Source organism: Ureibacillus thermosphaericus (assembly GCF_012396605.1).
In the GTDB taxonomy this organism is placed as follows: domain Bacteria; phylum Bacillota; class Bacilli; order Bacillales_A; family Planococcaceae; genus Ureibacillus; species Ureibacillus thermosphaericus.
Genome location: NZ_JAAXPW010000048.1, coordinates 1 through 16,195 on the forward strand (window position 1 = coordinate 1; position 16,195 = coordinate 16,195).

Genomic DNA, 16,195 nt, shown 5'->3' on the forward strand with positions numbered 1-16,195 from the left:
GTTTTGCCTCCAGCTTCCTTCAGATTCCGCGTCACCACGGACACCCTTGCTCTTGGCTAACCTCTACTTCTGTCTTCGGGGTTCGGGACTTACACCCTATAGTTCATGTACATGCCGGGCGCACAAAGAAAAAGGTTGCGAATTTCATATCGCAACCTCTCCATCATTCCGCAGTCACCGTCACAACAACTTTAAATAAATCACCATCGACGCTAATTCTCAATTTTCCATTATGCATATCCACAATCGATTGAGCGATGGCAAGTCCTAGGCCTGAACCTTCCGTATGCCGCGACTCATCAGCTCGTTTAAAACGTTCTGTTAATTCCTCTACGTTATCACCTAATTCATAATTTGCGATATTTTTCACAGCTAATTCAGCAACTGAATCTACCTTTTTCAATGTAATATATACCCTAGTACCTTCTAATGAATATTTCAATGCATTTACAATTAAATTATCAATCACTCGCCACCATTTTTGTCCGTCTACATAGGCATAAAGGGGCTCATTTGGTAACATAACGCGAAGATCTAAATTCGCTTTTTCAAAAGCTTCTTTATGTTCGCCAATCGCCTGCTGCAATAACTGTGTTAAATCAATTCGTTCCTTTTTTAATTCCACGTTCCCGCTAGACATTTTTGACACTTCAAACAAATCTTCAATAAGCGTTTTTAAACGGTGGGATTTATTCTCTAATATTTCGATATATCTTTTCCGCTCATCCTCTGTAATATTGGGATTTTTTAATAAATCTGTATAAGTAATAATTGATGTGAGTGGTGTTCTCAAATCATGGCTCACATTTGTAATTAATTCCGTTTTTAATCGTTCACTTTTCGCCTGTTCGCTTAAAGATTTCCGAACCCCTTCTTGCAACTCGTTTAAATTCTGTGCATGTTGTGCAAGAGGTGATTTCCCTTTTACCTGTACTTCTCTCGTCAAACGTCCTTCTGCCATATCTTTCGTTTGCTTCATAATTCGATTCAAATACCCTGCATTTCGTAAAAAGAGAATCAAGGCTGGTAATGCAATGAAGATAAACAGTATTGCATAAACTAATAGAAAAATTGGCTCTATGAAAACAATCGCAAGCCCGAATCCTGCCAAAAATGCAACCGTTAAAATTGCCAAAGCTTGTATTCCGATTGACCGAGATAAAAATAAATCTTGAATGCCGTCAGATAAACGATAAGCTAATGATCTTTTCCACTCATATTTAATATTTTCTTCATTGTTCACGGATTCCCAAGTCCATAGTGCTCCCAAAATACTAATGCTTGTAAAAATATAAATTAATACTAAGTCGATTGCTAAATGAATGCCGATTTGAATCCATTCATGATTCATGTAATAATAATTGAATCGGATGAAATTACCTGTAATGTCAAATATTAAAGACGTAATCATTATTGCAAATAACGTTGCAGCAATACGTAAGTCAATCGGCATTTTTAAAAAGTATTCTTTTAAGCGGTTTTCAAATAAAAAGTCTCTAAAGGACGGCTTCGCTACCGTCATCACCCCAACAATCGCCAACAAAGAAGTAGCCCAAATGCTATAAAGTATTATTTTTACAGTCATAAACACTTGATAATCTTCTTTAAATTGAGTATTCTGCATCATCGATTTTGGAATGATGATAGTACCTTCATAACGAGATACTTTTCCTTCAATCGTCATCTCTGGCTTCATAATTGTGTAGTCATATTCATTTGGGGAAATCGTTCTTGAACTGTTTACGACTAAATACGAATTTTTATCTCCAAAATTCTCTTTAAACACCGCTTCCGCATTCACATCGCCAGATTGAAAGGTTTCTCCCGTTTCAATATTTCGTAAACTGTAAGCAAAATAATTATACTCATCTAAAAACGCCTTTTTATTTTCATTCTCTAAAACAGCGTACCGGTGAATAATTGCCTCTTTTTGCTGCCGAATTTTTTCCTCTACGTGACTATCATCCTGAAAGTTTTTCTTAATATCTTCAATTTTTTGATCCCGTTCATGTAGAAGCAATTCTTTCAATTCCGGATCGTCAGCAGCTTGTTCAATTCGTTCTTGATATTGATATTTAATATTTTCCACTTGATCGGTTAGCGACCCATAATAATTTCGGTGATATTCAATTTCCTCTTTTGTTACAGTAATTTGCTTTTTTGCCTCTTCCACATCAAACGGTTCTAATACATATCGCCCTATTTCACTTTTAAAATTTTCTAAATTTCCTTTAAAGGAATTCGAATCAAAGTAAGATTTTCCGATATATTGTGAGCCATAAGTAATTAATAAGAAAACTGAAAAAAGAGTCCAAGATATAAGAAAAAGAGAGAGGAGTATTTTACTTTTTTCTTTCATATCATTTCCTCCTCAAAAGATCTTGACAAAGAACGTGATAATGTTGTTCCATTCTTTTGTTAAAAAACGAATCGTAAAGCTAATAATCAATATAATGCCGATAATCGATGCAATGAGACTTGCTCCCATCAAACCGGCTTCTAACTTATTTTTCAATTTTGTAACCAATGCCCCACACAACCTTTAAATATCTCGGATTTTTTGGATCTGCCTCAATTTTTTCCCGTATTTTTCGAATGTGTACAGCAACGACATTTTCTGCATTGTACGCCTCTTCGTTCCAAACCCGTTCATATATTTCTTGTATCGAAAAGACGCGACCAGCATTCGTGAGCAATAGCTCGGTAATTTTATATTCAATCGGGGTGAGCTTGACAATTTCTCCATTGAGTCGAACTTCTTTTGCTTCACGATCGATTGATAAACCATTTACTTCGATTTTCGAATTGGTTGTTCCATTGTACGTACCAAGTTGGGTATATCGTCTTAATTGGGATTTTACTCTAGCTATCAGCTCTAACGGATGAAAAGGTTTTGTAATGTAGTCATCTGCACCAATTGAAAGTCCGTGTATTTTATCTGTATCTTCCGCTTTCGCACTGAGCATAATAATTGGGATATTTCGTTCCTCCCGAATCCTAAACGTTGCTTGAATGCCATCTAAATTCGGCATCATGATATCAAGGATAATCAGATGCACTTCATTTTTGGAAAGAATTTCGAGAGCCTCTTTTCCGTCTTTTGCCTTCAACACATTGTATCCTTCGTTTTTTAAATAAATTTCGATGCCGTCACGAATGTCCTGATCATCGTCTGTTACAAGTACAGTAAGTTGCATTCGCATCTCCTCATCTCTTTTTCTTATAGTTTTATCATAAAGTATGTTTCTTACAAAATTGCTAGGGAAAATCTTAAGAATTTCTGAAGAACAACAAAAAGAAAAGAAAAACTACTCAAGGTTCCCCTTAAGTAGTCTCTTTAGATACAACATCATTTTGCTGTTGTAAATTTACTTCTTTCGTCTGTTTAACCGATTTTCTACTACCAAGAGTCAGCACCAATATGCCTCCAAGCAGTAACATTACGCCAATCCAACTAGTAGGGCTTAAATATTCTCCAACTAGAAACACGCCGAGTAACGCTGCCGTTAAAGGCTCCGCTAACGATAACGTCACCGCAGAAGAAGAACTGATTTTCTCAAGACCCGCTAAATACAATATGTAAGCTAAACTCGTGGCAAAGAGCCCCATAAAGAGCATAGGCCAAAGATTTTGCGTATTTAACACCCACGAAACACCATTTTGAGAAAAAGGCAGTAAAAATATAGCGGATAACGTAAAGGTTATCGCAACACTTGGTAACGTCTCTTCCCTTTCAGTTAATTGCTTGCTGCTATTCGTGTAAAGAGCAAACATCGAACCAGCACATAGGGCAAGTAAGATTCCTAGAGGATGAATCGTCGTTTCTCCACGATTAACAAATAACAAGATGCAACCGATAATCGCCAGCAACGTGGCAATTCCCCAAACTCTACTTGGGCGACGTTTAAAAATCAACCATTCAATAATTCCTGCAAACACCGGCGAACTTCCAATCGTAACGACCGTCCCAACAGCAACTCCTGTGTAACGAACAGACGTAAAAAATAAACTTTGGAATAAAGCAATTGTCAGTGCAGCTAAAATCGTCCATTTCCAAGACCATTTTTTTAAGTTGATTTTTCGCATCCCGAGGACTGCAATGAGTAATACCCCTCCTCCAATCGCTGATCGTACTCCAGCAACAGCAATCGGTGAAATGCCTTCCTGTAAAAAAGTTTGGGTTGTCCCAACGGTTCCCCAAAACATCGCTGCAAGCAATACAAAGATATATGGCAATATGTTCATTGCATATCCTCCCACTCAAAATACAATTTACTGTAATGCTATCATAATTTTTAATTGGCAACATCGGAATTTTGATTTAAAAAACTCTCCGATTCCCATAATAATATTGTAAAATAAACTTACCATTAGTCAGAAATTTTCTTTAAGGGAAATCATAAATGAAAGGCGGGTCATGTTGTGTACAAAACAGTGAGCGAGACGGCAAAAGATATTTCAATGCCTGAAGAAATGGTCCTGCGTTACATTTATGAAGGGCGTATTAAAGCAGTTCATGATGGAGAACAATTTCTCATCAATAGCGCTCAATTTGAAACATACCACGAACAATTAAAGCAAATAAAGGAAGAGATTGAACTTTGGCGGAACACGCCGATACCAGAAGATATTGACGTCAAAGATGAAGATTAACAAGGGTTGTCAATGCAGCATATTAAAAAATGATCATCCAACCCCACATGGATGATCATTTTTTCTCCAATTATATTTCCTTTCAATGGCTTCATCCCCCTACCATAAAATTAAGACATCATTTCAGATAGCACAATTCTCAATGCTTAAAATAAAATATAAATGTTGATTCTTACGATGAAGTTCATCATATGAATTTTTGAATATAATCTTTAAGATTTATAGAAAATAAAATGCCTCTTAAACCGAAAGTTTTTCAGAAGCATTTCCAGAAGCAACTATTTTATATTGTTACCACAAAACCAGCACGTTTTCCGATAATTTCAGCGTAATCTTCTACCATCACACTTGCAGTTGGATACATTCCAGCACCTGGGCCAACAAGAGTCAGCGTTCCGATATAGTTTGTTTCCATCGTAACCGCATTAAATACATCGTCAATTGGATAAAGTGGGTGTTCTTTATCAACTAGCATTGGTCCAACTTGGGCAAAAATTGTACCGTCTGCTAACTTTTCCACTTCTGCGACGTGACGATACCTTAGTCCTTTTTCAGTTGCCTCTTTCACTTGTTCCGGCGTAATGTCATCGATTCCTATTACTTTTACATCATTCCAGTTCGGCTGCTCACCAAAAGCTAGGGCAGATAAAACCATGAGCTTTTTAAAAGCATCTTGACCCGAAATATCCATAAATGGATCCGCCTCTGCATATCCAAGTGCTTGTGCTTCTTTCAACGCTTCTTCGAAAGACCATCCTTCCGCACGCATTTTTGTTAAAATGTAATTGGAAGTACCGTTTAAAATGCCCTGTATTTTTGAAACATCATTCACAAGCAAAATATTTTTCATAGTTTTAATCACAGGTACTCCGCCTGCCACTGTTGCTTCAAATCCAACAAAAACGCCATTTTGTTTCGCAAGCTCCTGCAATTCAAGTCCGTATTTTGCAAACATGACTTTATTCGCTGTTATAACATGACATTTATTCATAACCGCTTTTTTCAAATATGTGTATGCGGGTTCTTCTCCTACAATGGCTTCAAAAACAACTTGCAACCCCTTAACAGATAAGCAATCATCAATACTATCCGTCAATAGATGTCGCGTTCCTGGAACTCGCTCCTTTGTAGTGTCACGCACTAAAATTTTTGCCACTTCTAGTTCGACACCTAATTTATTACGTAAATCTTCTCGCTTTTCATTCAATATATGATAAATGCCTTGACCTACTGTGCCAAATCCTAAGATGGCCGCCTTGATTGTTGCCATTTCCTTTTCGCCTCCATCTTTCTTTCCATGAAATTACATTGTTGAATAGTGAGTGCAGCGAATTCGTACTACACAAACACTTTCTTCAGCGGATGAAAATAATAAAAAATTCAATATTTTTTGAAACATACAGAAATTTTAACGTATATTTCAAAGGAACTCAAGGGAATTCTACCCAAGAAGGACAATTGTTTTCTTCAGAAGGGCAGATAAATGCATAACTGATTCATTTTTCGTTAAAATAAAAAAGCCAGTACTATATTATTGTACTGACCAGTCATTCATCTTATCATGATGCATGCACTAATAATGCAGTTTGATAGTTACGTAAAATCTTTCTCATCAATCGTTCTTCTTCCACTGAAAAGGCAGGAACAGCAAAAGGTCTTCTTATCAATTGGAAATCCCCATATGTTAAAAACCATTCTTTTGCAGGTTCTAAAATTGGTTGTTCACCCAATTCTTTATATGCATCGTATACTTCTTTTACTATATACCCGTGTGTTAAAAGCGTATAGGTTTGCTCTTTATACGGGCTGTATCCAAAAACACTTTCCCACTGTTTTTTTACTATTTCAAGCAAATGTTGCAATGATTTTGCATTTACAAAAGTATTCATGTCATTTAATTCGTATATGATATAAGCCGCAAAATTTTGGGCACTATAAATCTTTTTCATAGGATTCAACTCCTTTTAAAGGGGAAAGCCATTAAAGGCTTTCCTTAAACATTTAGGGGGGATTATTGAAAATACCAAATACAATAGCATTCAATCAACTCTTATATACACTATAAATGATTAAACGATAAAATTCAAGTAACCTAATTAATTTACTAGGAATTAATTTTATATATCGAAAATGGGGTGTCTAGAATTGAGAACGATTGGTTCTACCAAAATGACAGATCAGCCTATTTATTAATGTGAATTGTATTCGAATGGGAATACAACTCACATCGTATTAAATTATTTTTGCTACAAATGAGTAGCCTTTCGATGAAGCGCCTTTGAGGAAAATTTGAATTATCTACTGCAAATGAGCAGCCTTACTCAATCAATCATTTTAAGAAACTTTGGATAATTGGATCAGCTGCTAATGAGCAGCACTTTCCTATTAAATTTTTCTCTGCAAATGAGCATTTTTTCTCTTGAATCACAGAGGATTTTAATGTTGCAAATGAGCAACTTCTTCTCATAAACGACTATTATGGGAGCGTTTAATGCTTTATTTTTTAACAGCGGCAAATGAGCAGCTATTATTAGCGATTCAATAGCGGTTCTTAGAGGGCTTGAACGAATGATTAAGCCTTATTTACACTAAATTCTGCCTCAGCTTTTGCTAAAGCTTGATCTAAATCTGCAATAATGTCATCTACATTTTCTAAGCCGATGGATAAGCGAATGAGTTCTTCCCCTACTCCAGCAATTTTTAATTCCTCAGCAGATAATTGTTGGTGAGTTGTTGATGCAGGATGAATAATGAGCGATCTTGCATCTCCAACATTCGCTACGTGAGAGAATAATTTCACGTTGTCAATTACCACTCGACCTGCTTCACGACCACCTTTAATTCCGAATGTTACCATTGATCCGTAACCGTTTTTTAAATATTTCTTCGCAAGGTGGTGAGATGGGAAGTTTTCATCCCCTGGATAATTCACATATTCTACGTATGGGTGGTTTTTCAAGAATTCCACAATTCTTTCTGCATTTTCACCATGTCTTACATAACGAAGATGAAGGGTTTCTAAACCTTGTAAGAAGCTAAACGCTGCATCTGGCCCTAAAGTTGGACCTAAGTCACGTAATAATTGTACACGTAATTTTGTTGCAAAAGCAGCTTCGGCTGTATCAATACCATAACGAATTCCGTGATATGTGTGATCGGGCTCAGTGAATCCTGGGAATCGACCTTGTGTCCAGTCAAATTTACCCCCATCTACAACAATTCCTCCGATTGTTGTACCGTGTCCCCCAATCCATTTTGTCGCAGAGTGTATTACGACGTCTGCTCCAAATTCAATTGGGTTGCATCCATATGGAGATGGGAACGTATTGTCGATAATTAATGGTATGCCATTTTCGTGAGCAATTTTTGCCACCGCTTCAATATCTAAAATATTTAAACTAGGGTTTCCTACCGTTTCAGCATAAATCGCTTTTGTTTTGTCCGTAATCGCTTTGCGGAAGTTTTCTGGATCTCTTTCGTCTACAAATTTAGTAGTAATTCCCCAGCGCGGCAATGTGTTTGCAAATAAGTTGTATGTTCCACCATATAAGGAACCAGCTGAAACAATTTCATCTCCTGCATTAGCGATGTTTAAAATGGAGAATGCAATCGCCGCCTGACCGGAAGATAAAGCAACAGCTGCAGTACCACCTTCTAGTAAAGCAACACGCTTTTCAAATACATCTACAGTTGGATTCATAATGCGAGAATAAATATTACCAACTTCTTCAAGAGCGAATAATTTGCGCGCATGTTCTGTGTCTTTGAATGCATATGCTGTTGTGCGATAAATAGGAACAGCAATAGCACCTGTAGTAGGGTCAGGTTGTTGGCCACCGTGAAGTAATAACGTTTCTGGCTTGAATTCGGACATCGTTTTCTCCTCCTAAATAAATAATTGATGGATTTCTTGAGGAGGCATTGAAGTAAAACAAAAACCCTCTTCTTATATAAGAAGAGGGTGTTGTATGCACGTACATTTCCTCCTCTTATCTTTCAGATCAATATGATCTGTAGGATTTAGCACCTTTGCAATTTTCTTGCCGGTTGCCGGGCATCATAGGGCCTAGTCCCTCCGCCTCTCTTGATAAGAGTATTGATTTGATTTCCATCGTTGGATTAACTATAAAACATAGTATGCCACTCTGTCAACTAATTTTTTAAAAAATTTGAAACTATTTTTTATTTTATTGAGTATAATATATTAAAATGCACTTTTCTATAAAGGAGTCCAATAGAATGATAACTGCAGTGATTACATTTCTTATTGTCGGCTATTTTATTGGATGTATTCATGGGTCAAATGCAGCACAATTACTTTCCGGTGTGAATTTAAAAGAAGCTGGACTCGGCAATGCAGGAGCTTCCAACGCTACCCTTACGCTGGGCTGGAAATACGGCATACTTGTTGGATTCATTGATATCGGAAAAGGAGTTTTTGCGATTATCTTAACAAGATATTTTTTAGATCACTATACACTATTTGAAACTGAACAAATCTCAATATTGCTCTATTTGACAGGTGCCGCAGTAATTCTAGGTCATAATTTTCCCATTCATATGCATTTCAGAGGCGGTAAAGGAACTGCTTCCCTCATCGGAATTTTCCTTGCAATCAATTGGAAATTTGGTCTACTTTCTATGATAGCTCTTGTCATAGTTTCCTTATTATCCAACTATTTAATTATCGGTGTATTCTTTTTGTATATCGTTTTTGCTATAAACTCTTTGCTGTTTGAACCAACTATTTGGCCATTTATCATCGTAATATTGCTGTTATTGGTTGCAACGATTTTACATTTAGAAAACATTAAACGCATTAAACTCGGGACAGAACCAACCATCAACGCAGCTTTTAAAAGAGAGAAAGATGAAACCGCATAAAAAAAATCTCCCGTAAAGGTAATACACCTAACAACTACGGGAGGTTCTTTTTATTTCATTCATCGATATGAGAATTATCACGATATATTTCTTTTCCCTTAAAATAAGTTAACACGACTTTCGCTTCACTTATCTCACTAGGAGGTATTTTAAAGATATTTTTATCTAATATGATAAAGTCTGCTTGTTTCCCCACACGAATCTTCCCAATCCATTCTTCTTTTCCTATTTGTCTTGCCGCATAGATGGTGTAACTACGAAGCATTTGTTTCAACGTAGCACTTTCTTTTGGCCATAATGGTTTAAGATTTTTTTCTTCTTTTGCATGAAGTCTAGTCATTCCCGTTTCAATTCCGTATAGTGGATTCAACTCGCCAAAAGGATAATTACTCGAAGATGCAACTGGTAATCCCCGCTCAAAATAGCTTTTCATTCGATGCAAATCTTTTAATTCTTCCACCTTTTCTTTAACTCCCATTGTGTGATAAAAGAGAGATGGCTGAACAGATGGAATCAGACCAAACTTTCGAAATTGGGTTAAATTTTCCCTCGTCATAAAAGGGATATTGGAAATAGTATGCTTGAAATTCTGTTTTCCATTATGCTCTCGAACATATTCAAACACCTTTACAATTTCATCTAATTCCCCATCTGCTTGCACATGTATTCGAAAACCTTCCCGATCTAACAATTCCAACAGTTGATAAAACTTGTCCCTATTCCATGAACCATCTTTTGATAAAACTTCTGCACCATACAATTTCACCGTTTGGTAACTATAATTCTCTCCCTGATACTTATCTCTCCATTCCTTTAACGAATCAATTTGTTCTAATCCTTTAAAAGGATCTACGTATAACCCTAACTCATAGGAAAGCGTCAGCTTACCTTGTTGATCAAGTTCATCAATAGCTTTTAATAAATTTTCCGAATGGTATCGGAACGGAATAAATACTGCCGTAATTCCATATGTTGCCGCTTCTTTTTGAAATTCCAACAATGCTATCTTATATTGTTCTACTGTAAAATCTGGTTGAGGCAAAGATTGGATAACTACTTTAATGAACTGTCCTTGAACTACTCCCAACTCGCCTTTTTCTAAAAGGTCAATTTGTCCTTGTTCCTGTTTTTCTGTTTCTACATCCAATCCTGAAATTTCGATTGCTTTTGAGTTAACCCAAAGCTCGTCTCGATGATTTGAAAAAGCTACAAACGGGATATCTGAAACAAGTTGATCAATTAATTCTCTTGGAGTTTGTCCACTCTTTTGACCCGCTTCTTCCGTCACATTTTGATTCCATCCAACAGCACGAAGCTGCCTTAATTGTGGATTTTGTGAACGATACGTTAAAATCGCTCTTTTATATTGTTCAAAATTTGAGTAAGGGGTTAAGTCCAATAAATACAGTTTCTCGGCTTTTAAATATGCATAATTATGACCGTCAACAAATCCTGGCAATAACAGCTGATTATCTAAATGCATTACTTTCGTTTTTGGACCTTTATAGGCTTGTACGCCCTCCCGATCTCCTACATAAACAAACTTTCCATTTTTCACCGCAATGGCTTCTGCTTTCTCGTTTACTTTGTCGACAGTAAATACTTCAACATTTTCAATTACTAAATCCGCTTGAACAATTTCTTCTTCTGCAACAATTGGTTTGAAATGGAAAGCTACCAAAAATAACACGAGAAGTACGATGAAAATACGTCTTTTCATGTATACCACCTCGCTTCTTTAGGAACGTTATTTCAATATAGGATATTCATTTTTCAATAATGAATACATTTTATGTATTGATACAAGTTCAATAATTGTTCAATTACTGTAAAGTATTAACCATATATTAACTGGTAAAATAAAGGAATGAATAATCGATCTATTTCTTACTATCATTAAGTGCCCCACAGAACACGTCGGCTTACGGTACAGGTGCTTTTTCTTTAAAATTGGGAATACCTTAATGAATGAGCTTATCTTCTAGTACTCTTTTTCAACAACGTACTGTAAATCGATTGGGGCTTCTATAATTCAAATTTTTGTCATCTAGAAGAAAGTGTACTAATATAGCCTTAAAGGATGAAATTCACGCTATTATTGATGAATACATAAGGGGTGTAAAACATGAGTGTAAAAGAGTTATTACGCAGCCATACTTCTGTTCGTAAATATACAGGAGAAGAAATTCCAAGAGAGACGGTTATTGACTTAATTCAAACTGCTCAAATGGCTGCATCTTCTCATTTTGTACAGGCTTACAGCGTAATTTGGGTAACAGATGAAGAAAAGAAGCAAAAGCTTGCGAAACTATCAAACAATGAATTTCAATTTCAAACAGCAGGCGCCGCTTTTCTATTCTGCGTAGATTTTAAACGTTTAGAAGCGGCTGGAAAAAAACATGGTGTTGATATCACTGTGGACACAGCGGAAAATGTATTAGTTGGAGTGGCCGATGTATCAATTTTTGCTCAAAACTTTGTCATCGCCGCAGAAGCAGAAGGTTATGGAATTTGTTATATCGGAGGAGCACGAAACAATCCGAAAGAAATCAGCGAATTATTTAACTTGCCTGATTACGTCTTCCCTCTCTTTGCAATGACGATTGGTAAACCAACGAAAGTTAATGAAACGAAACCGAGATTACCAGTAGAAGCTGTATTACACGAAAATGAATATAATGTTGAAAAATATGATGAACTGTTAGATGAATACGATGCAATCATGGAAAAATATTATGCTTCTAGAAGCTCGAATCAAAAATTGGCAAACTGGACGAAACAAATGGCAGATTTCTTAATCGAACAACGACGTCCTCATATTAAAGAATTTTTAGCTTCTAAAGGTTTTACTTGGAAATAATCTATTGAATAGTAGAGCTATCCAAACAATTTAACGGTATAATTAATAAGTTATAAAAATTCTTTCCATAAAGGATTAAGGTAATTACAAAGGAAAGATGAACATGAAACAAGATAAACAAGTCACTTTATCCCTTGAACAACAGCATTTCAAACATGTTAAAAGTTACTATCGTACATTAGCAGAAATTAACTTATGCTTAGGGAATATTCATCGTAATATCGAACGAAGAATCCAGAAGCAAAAATATCGCTATGCAACGGAATATGTAAATCAATATATTTCCTACACAAACGTCTGGAATATCAAATTCGTATATAATTTAGAGAATCCAGAAGTGGCACTACTGCAGTTTTTTCATTTAGACTACATTTTTGAGCATGAACCAAAAAATCGTTTTAAATCAGAACGCCTTCAGCTCGAAGAACAAAGAAAGCTCTTTTCAACAGTGAACCCATTTAAAGAAGAACAAATACAATTAAGAAAACAACAAATGCTCCATTTTATAAAGGAGCGTTCAAAAAAATCAACTAAAAGCGAAAAACTTGAACAAAAATAAAAAATCCCGAAGCATATGCCTCGGGATTTTTATTATTGGCCAATATTGACTACACCTTCAATTTTCAACTCTTTCACCGGTAAAAACATTTCTCCAGTTTCAAAATACCGAATGACCACTTCGTCCCCTTCTTTTAAGTAAATGGAAAGCGGTTCATTTTGAGAACTAACAATAAAGTTTTGGCCATTATGCAGTAAGAAGGACACAATTGTGTAATCCCCTACCCGCTCTTTATAGACGCGGAGAACATTCCCTTTAATCGTTTTTTGTTCTGCATCACTTGATCCTTCCACCGTACTTGCTCCTCTTGTTAAAGCAGTTTTGTATTGTCTTAGTGCTTCACTTGGTGTTGACCCATAAACGGATATTTCCGGATTCGCTGCAGATACAATAAAGTAATTTTGTAAGAAGCCGTTTGAATCAAGCACAGGAGCTAGCCAACTCGCTTCACCGTAGAAGTTATAAAGAATAGGCATTACTCCTTGCCACTCTTTTTCAATAAACTTCTTCTCTATAATAGCTAATGCCCCTTGGGAATCCATGTATGATTCTTCTAAATTCCCAGTATAATACACCGCTTCACCTGTTCGCGCGTGAGTCAATGAATAGCCGAGCATCGAATCAACGCCTTCTTTCGGACTTGTAAAATCAGTAAAATAATACATTTCTCCATCTTGATTAAAGACTGGACTTACATTCGCTTCTGTTCCTTCATCAGAAGGCAATTTCACGTCTTTTTTTCCAAAGAGACTATTCCAAAATCCATGCACATATTTTCCGTAATAACTATTTTGAAGGCTCACTGCTTCAGGTGATACAGCACCATCAATAAATTCCGGCACTTCATCTAAAGGAATTTTTTTCGTCTCCCCTGAATAAGCATCAACCATGACGATCCCTTTTACATCAAATCCATTTCGGGCAGAAATGAATTCACCATAGGAACGGATATAATAAGGTGTACCATCATCATCCACCTCAAGCTGAGGCTCACCGTAGAAAATAAGTGTTGGATATTGTAAACGTATATGGCGCTCTAAATTTTTATTGAAAAAGGCAGACGGTACATAGACCATTTCTTTCGCAACAAATACCGGATTATCATTGGAATCCGTTGCACTCATTTTAAAATAGCCGGGCGTTGTATCCCCATTTAACCATTTGAAAAATCCTGAAAACTCAACGGGAGCAATATAAACAAATTCACCGTTTACTTTTTGAATTTGCAAGTTCCCAAGCTCATAGTAACTTGTATTAGGCACCTGTCCGAATGCTTTTTTCATTTTATTTTCCGCAAAATGCGGCGGTACGCTGGCAGGTGTTTTTGTTTCATCAAAAGGTTCAATTTCGACTTTTTGCTCCATTTTTGCAGACTCATACTTTTCATCCGCATTAAAAATGGGTGCTGTAAGCATATATATTAATCCAATTAAACTAGCTAAAAACAGAATCCCTTTGATATTTCGTTCTGCTCCACCAGATGCCAATATACCCATTAACAATATAACAGGTAATGCATAAATGAAAATTGTCCAATGCACATCAATTTTCGTCAAATATACGAATAGAAAATAAATAATCCAACTACCGATGAATACAAATAATAATGATTGCAAGAATTGTTTAAATGATAATGTAGCTTCTTTCGGCAATCTTCTAGTAATTGGAACGATAAGAATCGTTGTAATAATAGAAAATATTAGAGTCGTGATGAGTAATTGTGTCATCCTATTCACCATCCTTCTTCTATTCTACGGTGGGTAGCTATAAATAGTTTCAATAATTTCAATAGTAATTTTTGACACAAGTAATTTTTGACACAGCATTTTTCTCATCATAAAAAAGGAAAAATGATACAATAGTGGCAGTATTAATAAGGAGGCAGCGTCATGAAAGAAAAGGTTATTGAACGATTGATTCGATACGCTAAAATCGACACACAATCTGATCCGGAAAGCTCTACAACCCCTTCTACGAAAAAACAATGGGACTTATTAAATGTACTAAAAGATGAACTAGCCGAAATTGGACTTACAGACATCACATTGGACGAGAATGGCTACTTATTTGCCACATTACCATCCAATACAGACAAGCCTGTACCAACTATTGGTTTTTTAGCTCATGTTGATACATCACCAGATTTTTCTGGAACAAATGTCCAACCGAAACGAATTGACAATTATGACGGCGGAGATATTCAATTAAACGATGAATGCACTCTATCCCCTAACCAATTCCCAAATTTAAAAAATTATGTTGGACAAACATTGATTACAACAGATGGCACGACGTTACTCGGAGCAGATGATAAAGCTGGAATAGCAGAGATTATGACGGCAATGGAATATTTAGTAAATCACCCTGAAATTAAACACGGAAAAATTCGAGTTGCCTTTACTCCTGATGAAGAAATTGGTCGTGGGCCACATAAATTTGATGTCAAAGCTTTCGGTGCGGATTTTGCTTACACGATGGATGGCGGCCCACTAGGAGAATTACAGTACGAAAGCTTTAATGCAGCAGCTGCAAAAGTAACAACTCGCGGAATCAGCGTACATCCTGGTACTGCAAAAGGAAAAATGGTCAATGCTATCACGATGGCGATAAAATTCCATAATTTCATGCCTCAAGAAGCAGTTCCTGAAAAAACAGAAGGCTATGAAGGATTTATTCACTTGATGAATTTTAATGGAACTATTGAGGAAGCAACTCTTTCTTATATTATTCGCGACCACGACCGCAACAAATTTGAAGCGAAAAAAGAATACTTCCGAATGGTTGAACAGCGAATAAAAGAAGAATACGGTGACAATGCCATCACTGTCGAATTAGAAGACCAGTATTACAACATGAAAGAAAAAATCGAGCCTGTAAAAGAAATCGTAGACATTGCAAAACGAGCAATGGAAAATTTAAATATTCAACCAATCGTCGAACCGATCCGCGGAGGAACTGACGGCTCTCAGTTGTCCTATATGGGTCTGCCTACTCCAAATATTTTTGCTGGCGGAGAATACATGCACGGTAAATACGAATTTGTATCTGCCGAAACTATGGAACTCGCTGCAAAAGTCATCATCGAAATCGTCAAACTCTTTGAAGAAGAAACAATCGAGTAGGAGGGAGCGATTAACTCCCGTCCTCTCACACCACCGTACGTACGGTTCCGTATACGGCGGTTCAATTAAGATAATTGACGCAAGTTTTCATAACGAGCTTCAAGACTTTTCAGCCCT

14 protein-coding genes and 1 riboswitch are annotated in these 16,195 nt (G+C 36.4%); of the genes, 5 read left to right on the forward strand and 9 right to left on the reverse strand.

Annotated features, from left to right (window positions below; all coding sequences use genetic code 11):
- Positions 1 to 163: 163 nt before the first annotated feature.
- The 4 genes from HF990_RS13835 to HF990_RS13850 all read right to left on the reverse strand — a co-directional run bounded on the left by HF990_RS13835 (position 164) and on the right by HF990_RS13850 (position 4,245).
- On the reverse strand, positions 164 to 2,359 hold the full coding sequence (locus tag HF990_RS13835) for a sensor histidine kinase (RefSeq protein WP_168412830.1): 2,196 nt from the start codon (positions 2,357 to 2,359) through the stop codon (positions 164 to 166).
- Positions 2,360 to 2,371: 12 nt separating this feature from the next.
- Positions 2,372 to 2,527 (reverse strand): hypothetical protein, encoded by a 156-nt coding sequence (locus tag HF990_RS13840; protein WP_016837665.1) that lies wholly within the window; start codon positions 2,525 to 2,527, stop codon positions 2,372 to 2,374.
- Positions 2,505 to 3,197 (reverse strand): response regulator transcription factor, encoded by a 693-nt coding sequence (locus HF990_RS13845; protein WP_016837664.1) that lies wholly within the window; start codon positions 3,195 to 3,197, stop codon positions 2,505 to 2,507. Before HF990_RS13845 ends, HF990_RS13840 begins: the two co-directional genes overlap by 23 nt.
- A gap of 127 nt (positions 3,198 to 3,324) precedes the next feature.
- Entirely contained in the window at positions 3,325 to 4,245 is a 921-nt protein-coding gene (locus HF990_RS13850; protein WP_016837663.1) for a DMT family transporter, read from the reverse strand.
- A 177-nt stretch (positions 4,246 to 4,422) separates the two neighbouring features.
- On the opposite strand from HF990_RS13850, the gene HF990_RS13855 reads away from it, so the two are divergent.
- Positions 4,423 to 4,653: a hypothetical protein gene (locus tag HF990_RS13855; RefSeq protein ID WP_016837662.1), complete on the forward strand. Its 231-nt coding sequence runs from the start codon at positions 4,423 to 4,425 to the stop codon at positions 4,651 to 4,653.
- A 283-nt stretch (positions 4,654 to 4,936) separates the two neighbouring features.
- On the opposite strand, the gene HF990_RS13860 is transcribed toward HF990_RS13855, so the two are convergent.
- The 3 genes from HF990_RS13860 to HF990_RS13870 form a co-directional block, all read right to left on the reverse strand.
- Positions 4,937 to 5,923 (reverse strand): homoserine dehydrogenase, encoded by a 987-nt coding sequence (locus HF990_RS13860; protein WP_016837661.1) that lies wholly within the window; start codon positions 5,921 to 5,923, stop codon positions 4,937 to 4,939.
- A gap of 289 nt (positions 5,924 to 6,212) precedes the next feature.
- Positions 6,213 to 6,602 (reverse strand): hypothetical protein, encoded by a 390-nt coding sequence (locus tag HF990_RS13865; RefSeq protein WP_168412831.1) that lies wholly within the window; start codon positions 6,600 to 6,602, stop codon positions 6,213 to 6,215.
- A 623-nt stretch (positions 6,603 to 7,225) separates the two neighbouring features.
- On the reverse strand, positions 7,226 to 8,527 hold the full coding sequence (locus HF990_RS13870) for an O-acetylhomoserine aminocarboxypropyltransferase/cysteine synthase family protein (RefSeq protein WP_016837659.1): 1,302 nt from the start codon (positions 8,525 to 8,527) through the stop codon (positions 7,226 to 7,228).
- Positions 8,528 to 8,639: 112 nt separating this feature from the next.
- Positions 8,640 to 8,747: riboswitch (SAM riboswitch) on the reverse strand.
- A gap of 145 nt (positions 8,748 to 8,892) precedes the next feature.
- Between HF990_RS13870 and HF990_RS13875 the strand changes: the two genes are divergently transcribed.
- The gene (locus tag HF990_RS13875) at positions 8,893 to 9,537 is read left to right on the forward strand and encodes a glycerol-3-phosphate acyltransferase (RefSeq protein WP_016837658.1); all 645 of its coding nucleotides are present in this window, start codon (positions 8,893 to 8,895) and stop codon (positions 9,535 to 9,537) included.
- A 55-nt stretch (positions 9,538 to 9,592) separates the two neighbouring features.
- Here HF990_RS13875 and HF990_RS13880 read toward each other — a convergent pair whose 3' ends face one another.
- Positions 9,593 to 11,257, reverse strand: coding sequence for an amidohydrolase (locus HF990_RS13880; protein ID WP_168412832.1), 1,665 nt, complete (start codon positions 11,255 to 11,257; stop codon positions 9,593 to 9,595).
- 405 nt (positions 11,258 to 11,662) lie between these two features.
- On the opposite strand from HF990_RS13880, the gene nfsA reads away from it, so the two are divergent.
- The gene (gene nfsA, locus HF990_RS13885; protein WP_016837656.1) at positions 11,663 to 12,397 is read left to right on the forward strand and encodes an oxygen-insensitive NADPH nitroreductase; all 735 of its coding nucleotides are present in this window, start codon (positions 11,663 to 11,665) and stop codon (positions 12,395 to 12,397) included.
- Positions 12,398 to 12,500: 103 nt separating this feature from the next.
- On the forward strand, positions 12,501 to 12,956 hold the full coding sequence (locus HF990_RS13890) for a hypothetical protein (RefSeq protein ID WP_016837655.1): 456 nt from the start codon (positions 12,501 to 12,503) through the stop codon (positions 12,954 to 12,956).
- Between the two features lie 32 nt (positions 12,957 to 12,988).
- On the opposite strand, the gene HF990_RS13895 is transcribed toward HF990_RS13890, so the two are convergent.
- Positions 12,989 to 14,683 carry a hypothetical protein gene (locus tag HF990_RS13895; RefSeq protein ID WP_168412833.1) on the reverse strand — a complete coding sequence of 565 codons (1,695 nt, stop codon included), beginning with the start codon at positions 14,681 to 14,683 and terminating at the stop codon, positions 12,989 to 12,991.
- A gap of 162 nt (positions 14,684 to 14,845) precedes the next feature.
- Here HF990_RS13895 and pepT point away from each other — a divergent pair, with 162 nt between their 5' ends.
- On the forward strand, positions 14,846 to 16,078 hold the full coding sequence (pepT, locus tag HF990_RS13900; RefSeq protein WP_168412834.1) for a peptidase T: 1,233 nt from the start codon (positions 14,846 to 14,848) through the stop codon (positions 16,076 to 16,078).
- The last annotated feature ends 117 nt before the right edge of the window (positions 16,079 to 16,195 follow it).

Excerpts from the sequence above, each read along its gene's own strand:
- HF990_RS13850 (WP_016837663.1), bottom strand. The coding sequence starts at position 4,245 with ATGAACATATTGCCATATATCTTTGTATTGCTTGCAGCGATGTTTTGG.
- pepT (WP_168412834.1), top strand. The coding sequence starts at position 14,846 with ATGAAAGAAAAGGTTATTGAACGATTGATTCGATACGCTAAAATCGAC.
- HF990_RS13870 (WP_016837659.1), bottom strand. The coding sequence starts at position 8,527 with ATGTCCGAATTCAAGCCAGAAACGTTATTACTTCACGGTGGCCAACAA.
- HF990_RS13890 (WP_016837655.1), top strand. The coding sequence starts at position 12,501 with ATGAAACAAGATAAACAAGTCACTTTATCCCTTGAACAACAGCATTTC.
- HF990_RS13895 (WP_168412833.1), bottom strand. The coding sequence starts at position 14,683 with ATGACACAATTACTCATCACGACTCTAATATTTTCTATTATTACAACG.
- HF990_RS13875 (WP_016837658.1), top strand. The coding sequence starts at position 8,893 with ATGATAACTGCAGTGATTACATTTCTTATTGTCGGCTATTTTATTGGA.
- HF990_RS13880 (WP_168412832.1), bottom strand. The coding sequence starts at position 11,257 with ATGAAAAGACGTATTTTCATCGTACTTCTCGTGTTATTTTTGGTAGCT.
- nfsA (WP_016837656.1), top strand. The coding sequence starts at position 11,663 with ATGAGTGTAAAAGAGTTATTACGCAGCCATACTTCTGTTCGTAAATAT.
- HF990_RS13865 (WP_168412831.1), bottom strand. The coding sequence starts at position 6,602 with ATGAAAAAGATTTATAGTGCCCAAAATTTTGCGGCTTATATCATATAC.
- HF990_RS13845 (WP_016837664.1), bottom strand. The coding sequence starts at position 3,197 with ATGCAACTTACTGTACTTGTAACAGACGATGATCAGGACATTCGTGAC.
- HF990_RS13860 (WP_016837661.1), bottom strand. The coding sequence starts at position 5,923 with ATGGCAACAATCAAGGCGGCCATCTTAGGATTTGGCACAGTAGGTCAA.
- HF990_RS13835 (WP_168412830.1), bottom strand. The coding sequence starts at position 2,359 with ATGAAAGAAAAAAGTAAAATACTCCTCTCTCTTTTTCTTATATCTTGG.